Consider the following 14,942-nt stretch of genomic DNA (forward strand, 5'->3'; position numbering starts at 1 on the left):
CTTTGAGCGGAATTTCCAGGCCAACGGCCCTGGAGTCGCCTGTGTGATCGATCACAGCAGCGGCTTTCGCGCCATCTACTCTCCGTGATCATGCACCCTGTCGGAAAGCCGGGAAAATCCCGGTTTTCAGGGGTCTTGATCACGGGAAGTACACGGTGAGACGCCTTTGAAGTGCGGTATTGGGACCGTGTACGGTCCCCATCGCCATCCAAGCCGATCACTCATGAGGGGTCCGGTTGGGTGTCGATTGAGTAACAGACCTTGATGTGAGGCAAAATCTCCGCCTCAGGTCGGGCACAAGTCCGGCCTCTCACGCGTTACGTGCGCTGGAGACACCGCAGACACCCAGAGGGGGAGAGCGACCATGGCAACCGATTACGACACTCCACGCAAGACCGACGACGACGTCGACTCGGACAGCCTCGAAGAGCTGAAGGCGAGGCGGAACGACAAGTCCGCCTCGGCCGTCGACGTCGACGAGTTCGAGGCCGCGGAAGGCCTCGAACTTCCCGGCGCCGACCTCTCGAACGAGGAGCTGGCGGTCCGTGTACTGCCGAAGCAGCAGGACGAGTTCACCTGCATGAGCTGCTTCCTGGTGCACCACCGCAGCCAGCTGGCCCGGGAGAAGAACGGCCAGCCCATCTGCCGCGACTGCGACTGAGGCGGGGTCGGCCGTGACCGGCTCGACCCCTCCCTGGAAGCGCCGCTTCCCCCAGCGGGGAGCGGACCAAGGACCGTCCGACGGTCCGCACAGCGCGCGTGACGACGAGCGAGGCACGACCGACACCGGTACGGCCTCGCTCGAAGCAGTGGCCGGCCGGAGTGACCTCCCGGCGACCACGAACACCCCGGCGCCCGCTGCCCGGCGCCGGGCAGCGGCTTTCCGGGAAAAGGCCGGACAGAGCGTCCGCAACGGCGGCACCCGCGCAAGAGCCGCCCTGGGGCACCTCGCCGACCGGATCATCGATCTGGCCCCGCGCGTGCCCGTACGGGACCTCGCGACGCTGCGCAGACAGTTCCCGGGCCTCGGCCCCGAGGAGCTCGCCGACCGCCTCGTGGCCGGCGCCGCCAAGGGCACCGCGACGGTGGGAGCGGGGATCGGCGCTGCGGCGATGATGCCCGTACCGCCCGCGATGCCCACCGAACTGGCCGCCGAGGTCACCGGCGTGGCGGCGATCGAGCTCAAGATGATCGCCGAACTCCACGAGGTCTACGGCGTACGCCCGCCCGGTGGCCTCGGGCAGCGCAGCACCGCGTACCTGAACTCCTGGTCGGACGAACGCGGCGTCGACGTGTCCAAGCCGTCGACCCTCGGCGCGGCGATGAACAGCCACATGAAGCGCCAGCTGCGCCAGCAGATCATGAAGCGGATGGTGCGCAACCTGCCGAACCTGATGCCCTTCATGGTGGGAGCGGCCGTAGGAGCCGTCATGAACCGCCGTGACACCAGAAAGCTCGCCGACAAGATCCGCAACGACCTGCGCAAGCGCCAGGTCCCCTGGAGCGCCCTCGGCGACCTCCCGGCCCTGGAACGGCCCAAGGACGCCCTCGAGATGGGCGAGCTGGGCACCGGACCCGTCGGCCGGCCGGACCACTGACCACGCGCGCCTGCGCGCGCGTGCGATCCGGCTACGCGGCCGCCTTCGCCGCCGTGAGGGCCTCGACCAGCCGCTCCGGCTCACGCGTCGACAGATACAGGTACGGAGTCGGGTCCTGCGGGTCCGTGACGACCACGCGCACGGCCCTCGGGATGTAGGCGCGCAGCAGCAGGAACGCCCGGGTGTCGGCCTTGTACGTGCGCCAGGCGCGGGCCTCCTCCGGATCGAGGACCTCCGCCTCGCCCAGCGCCGCGAGCGGCACCCGCGCCTCGCCCGCGATCAACGAGTCGCCCACGACACGGATACGGACCGCGCCGTACGAGCTGGCCGCCACCGCCGCCACCGCGGTGCCGCCGGCCAGGCCGCCCAGCATCGGCAGCGTGCCGAAGGGCAGCAGGATCAGCGCGAACGCGAGCCCCACCAGGAAGGAGACCAGCCACCAGGAGCGGGGCGCGGTGAGGCGTTCTTCGTACGGGGCGGGGGAGGGCTGCATGCAACAAGCTTGGCACGGTGGCGGTGTTCGGCCGACGCGCGGGTAAGGTCTGCGCCTGTGAGTGGTATTTCCCCAGGTCTTCAGCCTCCCGCCGACGCCGTGAAACCCGTACGGCACCCCGACGCGCCCGCCCCCGGCGAGCTGCTCGGCGCCCACTACGGCCAGTGCTTCGGCTGCGGCGGCGACCAGCCCCACGGACTGCACCTCCAGGCCCGGGCCGGCGAGGGCGTGTCGATCACCGCCGAGTTCCTGGTCCGGCCCGCCCACCAGGGCGCGCCCGGTCTGGCGCACGGCGGCGTGCTCGCCACCGCCCTGGACGAGACCCTGGGCTCGCTGAACTGGCTGCTGCGGACGATCGCGGTGACCGGACGGCTGGAGACCGACTTCCGGCGGCCGGTGCCCGTGGACACCACGCTGTACCTGGAGGCCGAGGTGACCGCGGTGGCCGGCCGGAAGATCTACTCCACCGCCACCGGCCGGATCGGCGGGCCGGACGGCCCCGTGGCCGTCCGTGCCGACGCCCTGTTCATCGAGGTCAAGGTCGACCACTTCGTGAACCACGGCCGCGAGGAGGAGATCCGCGCGGCCATGGACGACCCCGACCAGATCCGCCGCACCCGTGCCTTCGAGGTGAACCCATGACCCGCGCCGAGCTCGAGGTGCTGATCCGCCGCGTCGACCCCGACGTACCGCTTCCGGCGTACGCGCAGCCCGGTGACGCGGGCGCCGACCTGCGCACCACCGTCGACTGCGCGCTGGCCCCCGGTGAGCGCGCCGTACTGCCCACCGGCGTGTCTGTGGCGCTCCCGGAGGGGTACGCGGGGTTCGTGCACCCACGTTCCGGACTGGCCGCGCGCTGCGGTGTCGCCCTCGTGAATGCCCCGGGGACGATTGATGCCGGGTACCGTGGGGAGATCAAGGTGATCGTGGTGAATCTCGACCCGCGCGAGACGGTGCGGTTCGAGCGCTTCGACCGGATTGCCCAACTGGTCGTCCAGCAGGTCGAGAAGGTCCGCTTCCGGCAGGTCGCGGAGCTTCCCGGCTCGGCGCGGGCCGAGGGGGGCTTCGGGTCCACCGGCGGCCACGCCGGGACGGACCGTGCAAGCGGCACAAGCGGTCAGGTCGCCGAGGGCGGCCCGACGGGTGGGAATCGATACGCTTCGGTCGTATCCGACCGGGAAGGACAGTGACGTGTTCGGACGTCGCAAGAAGAGGGATGCCGCCGAGGACGCGGCCGGCGAGACCGAGCAGGTCGTCGACAGCGTCGACACCGAGGCGGACGAAGAGCGCGAGCGCGTGCGGCTCGACCCCGAGCCCCGGCCCGACGGGCCCTGGGACAGCACCGAGGTCCGCGACCCCGCCGAGGGGCGCGTGGACCTGGGCGGCATGTTCATCCCCGGGGTAGAGGGCATGGAACTGCGGGTGGAGGTCGCCGGAGACGCGATCGTCGCCGCGACCGTCGTGCTGCGCGACAGCGCCATCCAGCTCCAGGGGTTCGCCGCGCCCAAGCGCGAGGGCATCTGGGGCGAGGTGCGCGAGGAGATCGGCGCCGGCATCACCCAGCAGGGCGGCATCATCGACGAGGTCGAGGGTCCGCTGGGCTGGGAGCTGCGGGCCCAGGTGCCGGTGCAGCTGCCGGACGGCACGGGCGGCTTCCAGGTCGTGCGGTTCGTCGGCGTGGACGGCCCCCGATGGTTCCTGCGGGGCGTGATCTCGGGTCAGGGCGCGGTGCAGCCGCAGGCCGCGGGCCTGCTGGAGCAGATCTTCCGGGACACGGTCGTGGTCCGTGGCGACGGCCCCATGGCCCCCCGCGACCCCATCGTCCTCAAGCTGCCGGATGACGCGCAGATGGTGCCCGAGGGTGTCCAGCAGGAAGAGGGCTCCCGCTTCTCCGGAGGCATGGGCCAGCTCCAGCGCGGACCGGAGATCACCGAGGTCCGCTAGGTAAAAACTTCGTGCGGTTTCTCCGTACGCGCGCCACCAGGGCCGCTTCCCCAGGGGGACGCGGCCCTTCGTGCTGCCGGCCCGCCCGGCGGACCGCGGTGCCGGGCCGTTGAATCCGGCGGCCTCCGCTGGCGATACTGGCGCCCGGTCGTCCGGCGGGGGAGGGGCTCATGAGCCAGGTGGTGGTCACCGAGACCATGGTGCGGGTCGAGGACGTGCGCAAGTCGTACGCCCAGGGGACCGCCGTCGTGCACGCCCTGCGCGGCGTCTCCTTCGAGGTGCCGCGGGGCGAGCTGGTCGCCCTCAAGGGGCGGTCGGGGTCGGGGAAGACCACGCTGCTCAACATCGTCGGCGGACTCGACGTACCGGACGCCGGACGGGTCGAGGTCGACGGCCGCGACCTGGCGGACCTGGACGAGGACGGGCTGCTCGCCCTGCGCCGGGACCGCGTCGGCTTCGTCTTCCAGTCCTTCGGGCTCATCCCGATCCTCACGGCCGCCGAGAACGTGGGCGTGCCGATGCGGCTGCGCCGGGCCGCGCCCCGCGAGCGCGAGGAGCGCGTCGCCCTCCTGCTCGCCCTGGTGGGCCTCGCCGACCACGCGGCTCAGCGGCCCGGCGAGCTGTCCGGCGGGCAGCAGCAGCGGGTCGCCGTCGCCCGCGCCCTCGCCAACGACCCCGCACTGCTGATCGCCGACGAGCCCACCGGCCAGCTGGACGCCGAGACCGGGCACGCCGTGATGGAGCTGCTGCGGGCCGTCGTACGCAGCGAAGGGGTCACCGCCCTGGTCGCCACCCACGACGCCACCCTCCTCGACCTCGCCGACCGGGTGCTCGAACTGCGGGACGGGGAGATCGTCGGGCAGTGACACCGGGCGTCAGGGTTCCGTCAAAGACGGCCCGCGGCCGCACCCCGCCCCGTTATGTCGCGTTTGTGGGCCGTAGGGTCGACGCTGCGCAGTCAGCGGTGACCGGAAGACAATGAGGCCATGGGACGCGGCAAGCTTCGGATCTACCTGGGGGCGGCCCCCGGCGTCGGAAAGACGTACGCCATGCTCGCCGAGGCGCACCGCCGCGTCGAGCGGGGCACGGACTGCGTGGTCGCCTTCGTCGAGCACCACGGCAGGGCCCGCACCGAGGTGATGCTGCGCGGCCTGGAGCAGGTGCCGCGCCGCGAGCTGGAGTACCGCGGCGGAACCTTCACGGAGCTGGACCTGGACGCCGTACTGGCCCGGAAACCGCAGGTCGCCCTGGTGGACGAACTGGCGCACACCAATGTCCCCGGCGTGCGCAACGCCAAGCGCTGGCAGGACGTCGAGGAGCTGCTGGCCGCCGGGATCGACGTGGTCTCGACCGTCAACATCCAGCACCTGGAGTCACTCGGCGACGTCGTGGAGTCGATCACCGGCGTACGGCAGCGGGAGACCGTGCCGGACGAGGTGGTGCGGCGCGCCGACCAGACCGAACTGGTCGACATGTCGCCCCAGGCGCTGCGCAGGCGCATGGCGCACGGCAACATCTACCAGCCCGACAAGGTCGACGCGGCGCTGTCCAACTACTTCCGCCCCGGCAACCTCACCGCCCTGCGGGAACTGGCCCTGCTCTGGGTGGCCGACCGGGCCGACGAGTACCTCCAGCAGTACCGCAGCGAGCACCGCGTCTCCAAGATCTGGGGTTCGCGCGAGCGCATCGTGGTCGGCCTGACCGGCGGTCCCGAGGGCCGCACGCTGATCCGCCGGGCCGCGCGCCTCGCGGAGAAGGGCGCCGGCGGCGAGGTGCTGGCCGTGTACATAGCCCGCAGCGACGGGCTGACCTCGGCGTCCCCGAAGGAGCTGGCACTCCAGCGCACCCTCGTCGAGGACCTCGGCGGCACCTTCCACCACGTCCTGGGCGACGACATACCCGCCGCCCTCCTCGACTTCGCGCGCGGCGTCAACGCCACCCAGATCGTCCTCGGCTCCTCGCGCCGCAAGACGTGGCAGTACGTCTTCGGCCCCGGCGTCGGCGCCACGGTCGCCCGCGAGTCCGGCCCCGACCTGGACGTCCACATCGTGACCCACGAGGAGGTCGCCAAGGGCCGCGGACTCCCGGTGGCCAGGGGCGCACGCCTGGGGCGCTCCCGGAGCGTCTGGGGCTGGTTCGTGGGCCTGGTCGGCCCGGTGCTGCTGACCCTCCTGCTCAACACCGTCAACCTCGGGCTCGCCAACGACGTCCTGCTCTACCTCGCCCTGACGGTGGCCGCCGCGCTGCTCGGCGGGCTGTACCCGGCCCTGGCCTCGGCCGCGGTCGGCTCGGTCCTGCTGAACTGGTTCTTCACACCGCCCGTCAACCGGATCACGATCGCCGACCCCAGGAACATCCTTGCGCTCGCCATATTCGTCGGCGTCGCGCTCTCCGTCGCCTCGGTCGTCGACCTCGCGGCCCGCCGCACCCACCAGGCCGCCCGGCTGCGCGCCGAGTCCGAGATCCTCTCCTTCCTGGCCGGCGACGTCCTGCGCGGCGAGACCAGCCTGGAGACGCTCCTGGAACGGGTGCGCGAGACCTTCGGCATGGAGTCGGCCGCGCTGCTGGAACGGGAGAGCGACGTGGCGCCCTGGACCTGCGCCGGGCGTGCCGGGTCGGGGCCCCCGGTGGAGCGCCCGGAGGACGCGGACGTCGACATGCCGGTCGGGGACCACATGGCGCTCGCGCTGACCGGCCGCGTGCTGCCCGCCGAGGACCGCCGCGTGCTGGCCGCCTTCGCCTCTCAGGCCGCCGTCGTGCTGGACCGGCGCCGGCTGCGCGAGGAGGCCGACCGGTCCAGGGCGCTGGCCGAGGGCAACCGCATCCGCACCGCGCTGCTGGCCGCCGTCAGCCACGACCTGCGCACCCCGCTGGCCGGCATCAAGGCCGCGGTCACCAGTCTCAGGTCCGACGACGTCGCCTGGTCCCAGGAGGATCAGGCGGAGCTGCTGGAGGGCATCGAGGCCGGCGCCGACCGCCTCGACCACCTCGTCGGCAACCTGCTCGACATGTCCCGCCTCCAGACCGGCACGGTCACCCCGTTGATCCGCGAGATCGACGTGGACGAGGTCGCGCCGATGGCGCTCGGCGGGGTGCCCGAGGGGAGCGCGGAGCTGGACATCCCGGAGACGCTGCCCATGGTGGCCGTGGACGCCGGGCTCCTGGAGCGGGCGCTGGCCAACCTGGTGGAGAACGCCGTCAAGTACAGCCCCGACGACCGGGGCGTCCTGGTCGCCGCCAGCGCCCTCGCGGACCGCGTCGAGGTACGAATCGTCGACCGGGGGCCCGGGGTGCCGGACGAGGCGAAGGAGCGCATCTTCGAGCCCTTCCAGCGCTACGGCGACGCCCCGCGCGGAGCGGGCGTCGGGCTGGGGCTCGCCGTGGCCAGGGGCTTCGCCGAGTCGATGGGCGGCACACTGAACGCGGAGGACACCCCCGGCGGCGGCCTCACCATGGTTCTCACCCTCCGCGCGGCGGGCGCCCCCGCGGCGCCCCCGCGCCCCACGCCGGCAGAAAGGCAGGCCGCCCGATGACCCGGGTGCTCGTGATCGACGACGAACCGCAGATCGTGCGGGCCCTCGTGATCAACCTCAAGGCGCGCCACTACGAGGTCGACGCCGCCCACGACGGGGCGGGCGCCCTCCAGCTGGCCGCCGCCCGCCACCCCGACGTGGTCGTCCTCGACCTCGGCCTGCCCGACATGGACGGCGTCGAGGTGATCAAGGGCCTGCGCGGCTGGACCCGGGTACCGATCCTGGTGCTGTCCGCCCGGCACTCCTCCGACGAGAAGGTCGAGGCGCTGGACGCGGGCGCCGACGACTACGTCACCAAGCCCTTCGGCATGGACGAGCTGCTGGCCCGGCTGCGGGCGGCCGTACGCCGCGCCGAACCGGTCCCCGGCGACGGGGACGACGTGCTCGTGGAGACCGAACGGTTCAGCGTCGACCTGGCCGCGAAGAAGGTCCACCGGGACGGGAGGGACGTACGCCTGACGCCCACCGAGTGGCACCTGCTGGAGGTGCTGGTGCGCAACACGGGGCGCCTGGTCAGCCAGAAACAGCTGCTCCAGGAGGTGTGGGGGCCGTCGTACGGGACGGAGACCAACTACCTGCGCGTCTACATGGCCCAGCTGCGCCGCAAACTGGAGGCGGACCCCGCGCACCCGCGGCACTTCATCACCGAGCCCGGCATGGGATACCGCTTCGAGAAGTGAGCCTCGCCATCCCTTCCCCGGAGGGTGCGTGCCTGTCGGCGGGCCCCGGTACGCTTCACATATGAGTGCTGCTCCGCGTTCCGACAAGCCGGTGGGCCGGTTCCGGCGCATGTTCGACCGGCTCTCCTCCTCGCAGGAGGACCTGGAGTCGGAGGAACTGCGCGAGGACGCCGACACCGCCGGCTGCACCCGCATCGGAGACTGTCAGGACCGGCAGGTCGTGTCGGTTACTGGTACCTTGCGCACGGTCACCCTGCGACCGCGCGCGGGCGTTCCGGCCCTTGAGGCCGAGCTGTTCGACGGTTCCGCGGCCCTGGACGTGGTGTGGCTGGGCAGACGCTCCATCGTGGGCATAGAGCCGGGGCGCAAGCTCATCGCATCGGGCCGGATCTCGATGAGCCGGGGCCGCCGGGTGCTCTTCAACCCGAAATACGAACTGAGACCCCTCGGACGGGAGTAGCCGGTGACGTCGCTCGACAAGCCGACCGAAGAGAAAGAGGCGGACGACTCCCGGGCGGTGACCGAGGCCGCGCTGTTCGAGGCGTTCGGCGGCGTGCGGGGCATGGTCGAGACGGTGCTGCCGGGCCTCCTCTTCGTCACCATCTTCACGCTCAACAACGACCTGCACATGTCCGCGATCGCGGCGCTCGCCGTGTCGCTGGTCCTGGTCGTGGTGCGGCTGGTGATGAAGGACACCGTGAAGCACGCCTTCAGCGGCGTCTTCGGCGTCGCCTTCGGTGTGGTCTTCGCGATGATGACCGACAACGCCAAGAACTTCTATCTGCCGGGCATGCTCTACACCCTCGGCCTGGCCATGGCGTACATCGTCACCTCGCTGGCCGGAGTGCCGCTGATCGGCCTGATCCTCGGCCCGGTCTTCAAGGAGAACCTCTCCTGGCGCACCCGCAACCCGGGCCGCAAGAAGGCGTACACCAAGGCCAGCTACGCCTGGGGCCTCATCCTGCTCGCCAAATCCGCGATCCTCTTCCCGCTGTACTGGTGGGCGGACACCGAGCAGCTCGGCTGGGTCCTGGTCACCCTGAAGATCCCGCCCTTCCTGCTCGCCGTCTGGCTGACCTGGGTCTTCCTGGCCAAGGCGCCCGCCCCGATCGACGTCTTCGCCGAGATGGAGGCCGCCGAGGAGGCGGAGAAGGCCGAGAAGGAGCGGGCGGAGCGCGAGAAGGCCGCCGTGTGGCAGCCCGCGGAAGCCGGGAGCGACGCCGCCGACACGCACGGCGGCAGACACCGCAAGAGCTGACGGTCCGGCGCCGTCCAACCTGTGGCGGTACGACGGTGGGGGCGCCCGGAGATCTCCGGGCGCCCCCACCGTCGTACCGCCGTACCCGTCAGCGCGCCGGATCGCCGCGCCGCGCCGACAGCAGGTCCTCCAGCTGCTCCTCGCGGGCCTGAGCCGCGACGAACAGCAGCTCGTCGCCCGCCTCCAGCGAGTCCTCCCGCGACGGGGTCAGCACCCGGGTGCCGCGGATGATCGTCACCAGCGAGGTGTCCTCGGGCCACTCGACGTCACCGACCTGGATCCCGGCCAGGGCCGACTCCTCCGGCAGCGTCAGCTCGACCAGGTTGGCGTCGCCGTGGCTGAAGCGCAGCAGCCGGACCAGATCGCCGACGCTCACCGCCTCCTCCACCAGGGCCGACATCAGCCGCGGGGTGGAGACGGCGACGTCCACGCCCCAGGACTCGTTGAACAGCCACTCGTTCTTCGGGTTGTTGACCCGGGCGACGACGCGCGGGACGCCGTACTCCGTCTTGGCCAGCAGCGAGACGACCAGGTTGACCTTGTCGTCGCCGGTCGCGGCGATGACGACGTTGCAGCGCTGCAGGGCCGCCTCGTCCAGGGACGTGATCTCGCACGCGTCGGCGAGCAGCCACTCCGCCATCGGGACGCGCTCGACCGAGATCGCGGTCGGCGCCTTGTCGATGAGCAGGACCTCGTGGCCGTTCTCCAGCAGCTCGCCCGCGATCGAGCGGCCGACCGCGCCGGCTCCGGCAATGGCGACCCTCATCAGTGACCGCCCCCTTCTTCGGGCCCCTTGGCGAACGCCGCCTCGACCTTGTCGACCTCGTCGGTGCGCATCATCACGTGCACCAGGTCACCCTCCTGCAACACGGTCTGCGAGGAGGGCAGGATCGCCTCCCCGAGCCGGGTGAGGAAGGCCACCCGCACACCCGTCTCCTCCTGGAGCCGACTGATCTTGTGGCCGACCCAGGACGGTGACGTGTGCACCTCGGCGAGCTGGACCCCGCCGGTGGGGTCGCGCCACAGCGGCTCGGCGCCCGAGGGGAGCAGCCGGCGCAGCATCTGGTCGGCCGTCCAGCGGACCGTGGCCACCGTGGGGATGCCCAGGCGCTGGTAGACCTCGGCGCGGCGGGGGTCGTAGATGCGGGCGGCGACGTTCTCCACGCCGAACATCTCGCGCGCCACGCGGGCGGCGATGATGTTCGAGTTGTCGCCGCTGGAGACGGCCGCGAAGGCGCCCGCGTCCTCGATGCCCGCCTCGCGCAGGGTGTCCTGGTCGAAGCCGATGCCGGTGACCCGGCGGCCGCCGAACGAGGAACCGAGACGTCGGAAGGCGGTGGGGTCCCGGTCGATCACGGCGACCGTGTGCCCCTGCTGTTCCAGGGCCTGGGCGAGGGCGGAGCCCACCCGCCCGCAGCCCATGATGACAATGTGCACGGCTCTACACCACTCTTCTTCCGAGCCCTCTGACGTAGGCGTACGTCCCGCTCATTTTCCTCTTTCGGCTCGACGGGCAACACGTGCGGCCCCTGTCCGGGGGCGCCGGCCACCATCATGCCGGTCCGGCGGGTCCGGCCCCCGTCCGGGTGGCCCCCGACGCCCCGTCGACGGCCGAGCCTACTGACGCGGAGGGCCGGGCGTCCCGCCTCAGCTCTCCACCGACGACCCCCGGCGCCCGATGCTGCGGATGCTGGCAAAAGTGAGGATTCCGAGGCCGGCGAGTGAGAGAAGGCCGCCGATCAGCTCCGCGGACAGGTGCATGAGACCTCCAGGGTGGCAACGGCCGGGCATCGGGCGGTGTTTGCGCGGTGTTCGTCATATAGGCATGCCAGGCCCCGGACCTGCGGAATCCGCAGCCCGACCACCCGTCGAATTCACCCGTAGAGCAGACGGCGGGTGGATCGGGGGTGGCGGGTGGGCGCGCGCCCGTTCGAACGCTTACGATCCTCTGTTGTGTCCAAACTGACCGACGTGCCCAAGCGGATCCTGATCGGGCGCGCACTGCGCAGCGACCGGCTGGGCGAAACGCTCCTGCCGAAGCGGATCGCCCTCCCCGTCTTCGCATCCGACCCGCTCTCCTCGGTGGCGTACGCGCCCGGCGAGGTGCTGCTCGTGCTGTCCATCGCGGGCGTGTCGGCGTACCACTTCAGCCCCTGGATCGCGGTCGCGGTCGTCGTCCTGATGTTCACGGTCGTCGCCTCCTACCGGCAGAACGTGCACGCCTACCCCAGCGGCGGCGGCGACTACGAGGTGGCCAACACCAACCTGGGACCCAAGGCGGGCCTGACCGTCGCCAGCGCCCTGCTGGTCGACTACGTGCTGACCGTCGCCGTCTCGATCTCCTCCGGCATCGAGAACCTCGGCTCCGCGGTCCCCTTCGTGGTCGAGCACAAGGTCCTCTGCGCGGTCGCCGTGATCCTGCTGCTGACCCTGATGAACCTGCGCGGCGTCAAGGAGTCGGGCAAGCTGTTCGCGATCCCGACGTACGTCTTCGTCGGCGGTGTCTTCATCATGATCGCGTGGGGCGCGTTCCGGTCCCTGGTGCTCGGCGACACCATGCGCGCGCCGACGGCGGACTACGAGATCAAGCCGGAACACGGCGGTCTCGCCGGATTCGCCCTGATCTTCCTCCTCCTGCGCGCCTTCTCCTCCGGCTGCGCCGCGCTCACCGGTGTCGAGGCGATCTCCAACGGCGTCCCGGCCTTCCGCAAGCCCAAGTCGAAGAACGCGGGGAACACCCTCGCGATGATGGGCCTGCTCGCCGTCACCATGTTCTGCGGCATCATCGCGCTCGCGTCCGCGACGGACGTGCGCATGTCGGAGAACCCGGCCACCGACCTCTTCCACAACGGTGTCGCCGTCGGCGCGGACTACGTCCAGCATCCGGTGATCTCGCAGGTCGCGGAGGCCGTCTTCGGCGAGGGCAGCTTCCTGTTCATCGTGCTGGCCGCGGCCACCGCGCTGGTCCTCTTCCTCGCCGCGAACACCGCCTACAACGGCTTCCCGCTGCTCGGCTCGATCCTCGCCCAGGACCGCTACCTGCCGCGCCAGCTGCACACGCGCGGTGACCGCCTGGCGTTCTCCAACGGCATCGTCCTGCTGGCCGGCGCCGCCATACTCCTCGTCTTCATCTACGGCGCCGACTCCACGCGCCTGATCCAGCTCTACATCGTCGGCGTCTTCGTCTCCTTCACGCTCAGCCAGATCGGCATGGTCCGGCACTGGAACCGCCACCTGGCCACGGAGAAGGACCAGGCCGCGCGCCGCCGCATGATCCGCTCCCGGGCCATCAACGCCTTCGGCGCCTTCTTCACCGGACTCGTCCTGGTCGTCGTACTGGCCACGAAGTTCACCCACGGCGCCTGGGTCGCTCTGCTCGGCATGTGCATCTTCTTCGCCACGATGACGGCGATCCGCAAGCACTACGACCGGGTCTCCGAGGAGATCGCCGCCCCCGAGGACCCGGAGGAGGCGCAGAGCGACGACATGGTGCGCCCGTCCCGGGTCCACTCGGTGGTGCTCATCTCCAAGATCCACCGGCCCACCCTGCGCGCGCTCGCCTACGCCAAGCTGATGCGCTCCGACTCCCTGGAGGCGCTCAGCGTCAACGTCGACCCGGCCGAGACCAAGGCCCTGCGCGACGAGTGGGAGCGGCGCGGCATCGCCGTACCGCTGAAGGTCCTGGACTCGCCCTACCGCGAGATCACGCGGCCGGTCATCGAGTACGTCAAGAGCCTGCGCAAGGAGTCCCCGCGCGACGCGGTCTCGGTCGTCATCCCCGAGTACGTGGTCGGCCACTGGTACGAGCACCTGCTGCACAACCAGAGCGCCCTGCGCCTCAAGGGCCGCCTCCTGTTCACGCCCGGCGTCATGGTCACGTCCGTCCCGTACCAGCTCCAGTCCTCGGAGGCCGCGAAGAAGCGGGCCCGCAAGCGGCAGGACTGGAACGCGCCCGGCGCGGTGCGGCGCGGCCCGCTCCACCACGACCGGGCGAAGGACTCCTCGCCGTCGAAGTAGAGTGGACGGCTGCGGTCCCTACCCGCCGTCCCTCACACCCCCGTTCTCTGGAGCCACCCCGCCATGCAGGCAGAACCGAAGAAATCGCAGGCGGAGTCCGGAGCGGTCTCGCTCGTCGGCGAGGAGTACGAGGTCGAGATCGGCCCCGTCGCGCACGGCGGCCACTGCATCGCCCGTACGTCCGAGGGGCAGGTGCTGTTCGTCCGGCACGCGCTGCCCGGCGAGCGCGTCGTGGCCCGGGTGACGGAGGGCGAGGAGGGCGCCCGCTTCCTGCGCGCCGACGCCGTCGAGATCCTGGACGCCTCCAAGGACCGCGTCGAGGCTCCCTGCCCCTTCGCCGGTCCCGGCCGCTGCGGGGGCTGCGACTGGCAGCACGCCAAGCCGGGCGCCCAGCGCCGCCTGAAGGGCGAGGTCGTCGCCGAGCAGCTGAAGCGGCTGGCGGGCCTCACTCCGGAGGAGGCCGGCTGGGACGGCACGGTGATGCCCGCCGAGGGCGACAAGCTGCCGGCCGGGCAGGTCCCGTCGTGGCGCACCCGCGTGCAGTACGCGGTGGACACCGAGGGCCGTGCCGGCCTGCGCAAGCACCGCTCGCACGAGGTCGAGCCGATCGACCACTGCATGATCGCCGCGGAGGGCGTCAGCGAGCTGGGCATCGAGGCCCGGGAGTGGCCCGGCATGGCGTCGATCGAGGCGATCGCGGCGACCGGCTCCCAGGACCGCCAGGTCATCCTGACCCCGCGGCCGGGCGCACGGCTCCCCATCGTGGAACTCGACCGCCCGGTCTCGGTCATGCGGGTCGGCGAGAAGGACGGCGGCGTCCACCGCGTCCACGGCCGCCCCTTCGTCCGCGAACGCGCCGACGGCCGCACGTACCGGGTCGGCTCCGGCGGCTTCTGGCAGGTCCACCCGAAGGCGGCCGACACCCTGGTGACCGCGGTCATGCAGGGCCTCCTCCCGCGCAAGGGCGACATGGCCCTCGACCTGTACTGCGGCGTGGGCCTCTTCGCCGGCGCCCTCGCCGACCGGGTCGGCGACCAGGGCGCGGTCCTCGGCATCGAGTCCGGCAAGCGCGCGGTCGAGGACGCCCGGCACAACCTGGCGGCCTTCGACCGGGTGCGGATCGAGCAGGGCAAGGTCGAGGCGGTCCTGCCCCGGACGGGCATCGACGAGGTCGACCTCGTCGTCCTGGACCCGCCGCGCGCGGGGGCGGGCAAGAAGACGGTGCAACACCTCGCGTCACTGGGAGCGAGGAGGATCGCCTACGTGGCGTGCGATCCGGCTGCGCTGGCCCGGGATCTGGGGTACTTCCGGGATGGGGGGTATCGGGTGCGGATGTTGCGGGTGTTCGACTTGTTTCCGATGACTGCGCACGTGGAGTGCGTGGCTATCTTGGAGCCTGCTGCAAAGGGTCTCTGACCT

15 protein-coding genes are annotated in these 14,942 nt (G+C 71.4%); 12 read left to right on the plus strand and 3 right to left on the minus strand.

What is annotated here, in order from left to right:
• Nucleotides 1–364: 364 nt before the first annotated feature.
• Nucleotides 365–661, plus strand: coding sequence for a DUF4193 domain-containing protein (locus DMH12_RS03805; protein WP_003993510.1), 297 nt, complete (start codon nucleotides 365–367; stop codon nucleotides 659–661).
• Nucleotides 662–674: 13 nt separating this feature from the next.
• A complete protein-coding gene (locus tag DMH12_RS03810) occupies nucleotides 675–1,598 on the plus strand; it encodes a hypothetical protein (protein WP_125490101.1) in 924 nt (307 codons plus the stop codon).
• A gap of 31 nt (nucleotides 1,599–1,629) precedes the next feature.
• Here the strand turns inward: DMH12_RS03810 and DMH12_RS03815 are convergent, their stop codons facing one another.
• Nucleotides 1,630–2,091: a DUF3093 domain-containing protein gene (locus tag DMH12_RS03815; RefSeq protein ID WP_125490102.1), complete on the minus strand. Its 462-nt coding sequence runs from the start codon at nucleotides 2,089–2,091 to the stop codon at nucleotides 1,630–1,632.
• 57 nt (nucleotides 2,092–2,148) lie between these two features.
• On the opposite strand from DMH12_RS03815, the gene DMH12_RS03820 reads away from it, so the two are divergent.
• The 8 genes from DMH12_RS03820 to DMH12_RS03855 all read left to right on the plus strand — a co-directional run bounded on the left by DMH12_RS03820 (nucleotide 2,149) and on the right by DMH12_RS03855 (nucleotide 9,506).
• Nucleotides 2,149–2,733 (plus strand): PaaI family thioesterase, encoded by a 585-nt coding sequence (locus tag DMH12_RS03820; RefSeq protein ID WP_125490103.1) that lies wholly within the window; start codon nucleotides 2,149–2,151, stop codon nucleotides 2,731–2,733.
• The gene (gene dut, locus DMH12_RS03825) at nucleotides 2,730–3,281 is read left to right on the plus strand and encodes a dUTP diphosphatase (protein WP_125490104.1); all 552 of its coding nucleotides are present in this window, start codon (nucleotides 2,730–2,732) and stop codon (nucleotides 3,279–3,281) included. The genes DMH12_RS03820 and dut overlap by 4 nt, the downstream gene beginning before the upstream one ends.
• 1 nt (nucleotide 3,282) lies before the next feature.
• Nucleotides 3,283–4,035: a DUF3710 domain-containing protein gene (locus DMH12_RS03830; RefSeq protein WP_125490105.1), complete on the plus strand. Its 753-nt coding sequence runs from the start codon at nucleotides 3,283–3,285 to the stop codon at nucleotides 4,033–4,035.
• Nucleotides 4,036–4,205: 170 nt separating this feature from the next.
• On the plus strand, nucleotides 4,206–4,901 hold the full coding sequence (locus tag DMH12_RS03835) for an ABC transporter ATP-binding protein (RefSeq protein WP_125490106.1): 696 nt from the start codon (nucleotides 4,206–4,208) through the stop codon (nucleotides 4,899–4,901).
• 120 nt (nucleotides 4,902–5,021) lie between these two features.
• Nucleotides 5,022–7,568, plus strand: a complete 2,547-nt coding sequence (locus DMH12_RS03840) for a sensor histidine kinase KdpD (RefSeq protein ID WP_125490107.1) — start codon at nucleotides 5,022–5,024, stop codon at nucleotides 7,566–7,568.
• A complete protein-coding gene (locus DMH12_RS03845; RefSeq protein WP_125490108.1) occupies nucleotides 7,565–8,248 on the plus strand; it encodes a response regulator in 684 nt (227 codons plus the stop codon). The genes DMH12_RS03840 and DMH12_RS03845 overlap by 4 nt, the downstream gene beginning before the upstream one ends.
• Before the next feature lie 61 nt (nucleotides 8,249–8,309).
• Nucleotides 8,310–8,708, plus strand: coding sequence for an OB-fold nucleic acid binding domain-containing protein (locus tag DMH12_RS03850; protein WP_114529494.1), 399 nt, complete (start codon nucleotides 8,310–8,312; stop codon nucleotides 8,706–8,708).
• Between the two features lie 3 nt (nucleotides 8,709–8,711).
• Nucleotides 8,712–9,506, plus strand: coding sequence for a DUF3159 domain-containing protein (locus tag DMH12_RS03855; RefSeq protein ID WP_125490109.1), 795 nt, complete (start codon nucleotides 8,712–8,714; stop codon nucleotides 9,504–9,506).
• 88 nt (nucleotides 9,507–9,594) lie between these two features.
• Here the strand turns inward: DMH12_RS03855 and DMH12_RS03860 are convergent, their stop codons facing one another.
• The gene (locus DMH12_RS03860; RefSeq protein WP_064730242.1) at nucleotides 9,595–10,272 is read right to left on the minus strand and encodes a TrkA family potassium uptake protein; all 678 of its coding nucleotides are present in this window, start codon (nucleotides 10,270–10,272) and stop codon (nucleotides 9,595–9,597) included.
• Nucleotides 10,272–10,943: a TrkA family potassium uptake protein gene (locus DMH12_RS03865; protein ID WP_125490110.1), complete on the minus strand. Its 672-nt coding sequence runs from the start codon at nucleotides 10,941–10,943 to the stop codon at nucleotides 10,272–10,274. Before DMH12_RS03865 ends, DMH12_RS03860 begins: the two co-directional genes overlap by 1 nt.
• Nucleotides 10,944–11,459: 516 nt before the next feature.
• Here DMH12_RS03865 and DMH12_RS03870 point away from each other — a divergent pair.
• Entirely contained in the window at nucleotides 11,460–13,523 is a 2,064-nt protein-coding gene (locus DMH12_RS03870; protein ID WP_125490111.1) for an APC family permease, read from the plus strand.
• A gap of 63 nt (nucleotides 13,524–13,586) precedes the next feature.
• Nucleotides 13,587–14,939 carry a class I SAM-dependent RNA methyltransferase gene (locus tag DMH12_RS03875; protein ID WP_125490112.1) on the plus strand — a complete coding sequence of 451 codons (1,353 nt, stop codon included), beginning with the start codon at nucleotides 13,587–13,589 and terminating at the stop codon, nucleotides 14,937–14,939.
• The last annotated feature ends 3 nt before the right edge of the window (nucleotides 14,940–14,942 follow it).

Origin of the sequence: Streptomyces sp. WAC 04229 (assembly GCF_003947455.1) — a bacterium.
Lineage (GTDB): Bacteria > Actinomycetota > Actinomycetes > Streptomycetales > Streptomycetaceae > Streptomyces.

Coding starts and splice junctions, on each gene's coding strand:
- DMH12_RS03805 (WP_003993510.1), top strand. CDS start 365: ATGGCAACCGATTACGACACTCCACGCAAGACCGACGACGACGTCGAC.
- DMH12_RS03815 (WP_125490102.1), bottom strand. CDS start 2,091: ATGCAGCCCTCCCCCGCCCCGTACGAAGAACGCCTCACCGCGCCCCGC.
- dut (WP_125490104.1), top strand. CDS start 2,730: ATGACCCGCGCCGAGCTCGAGGTGCTGATCCGCCGCGTCGACCCCGAC.
- DMH12_RS03835 (WP_125490106.1), top strand. CDS start 4,206: ATGAGCCAGGTGGTGGTCACCGAGACCATGGTGCGGGTCGAGGACGTG.
- DMH12_RS03840 (WP_125490107.1), top strand. CDS start 5,022: ATGGGACGCGGCAAGCTTCGGATCTACCTGGGGGCGGCCCCCGGCGTC.
- DMH12_RS03845 (WP_125490108.1), top strand. CDS start 7,565: ATGACCCGGGTGCTCGTGATCGACGACGAACCGCAGATCGTGCGGGCC.
- DMH12_RS03850 (WP_114529494.1), top strand. CDS start 8,310: ATGAGTGCTGCTCCGCGTTCCGACAAGCCGGTGGGCCGGTTCCGGCGC.
- DMH12_RS03860 (WP_064730242.1), bottom strand. CDS start 10,272: ATGAGGGTCGCCATTGCCGGAGCCGGCGCGGTCGGCCGCTCGATCGCG.
- DMH12_RS03875 (WP_125490112.1), top strand. CDS start 13,587: ATGCAGGCAGAACCGAAGAAATCGCAGGCGGAGTCCGGAGCGGTCTCG.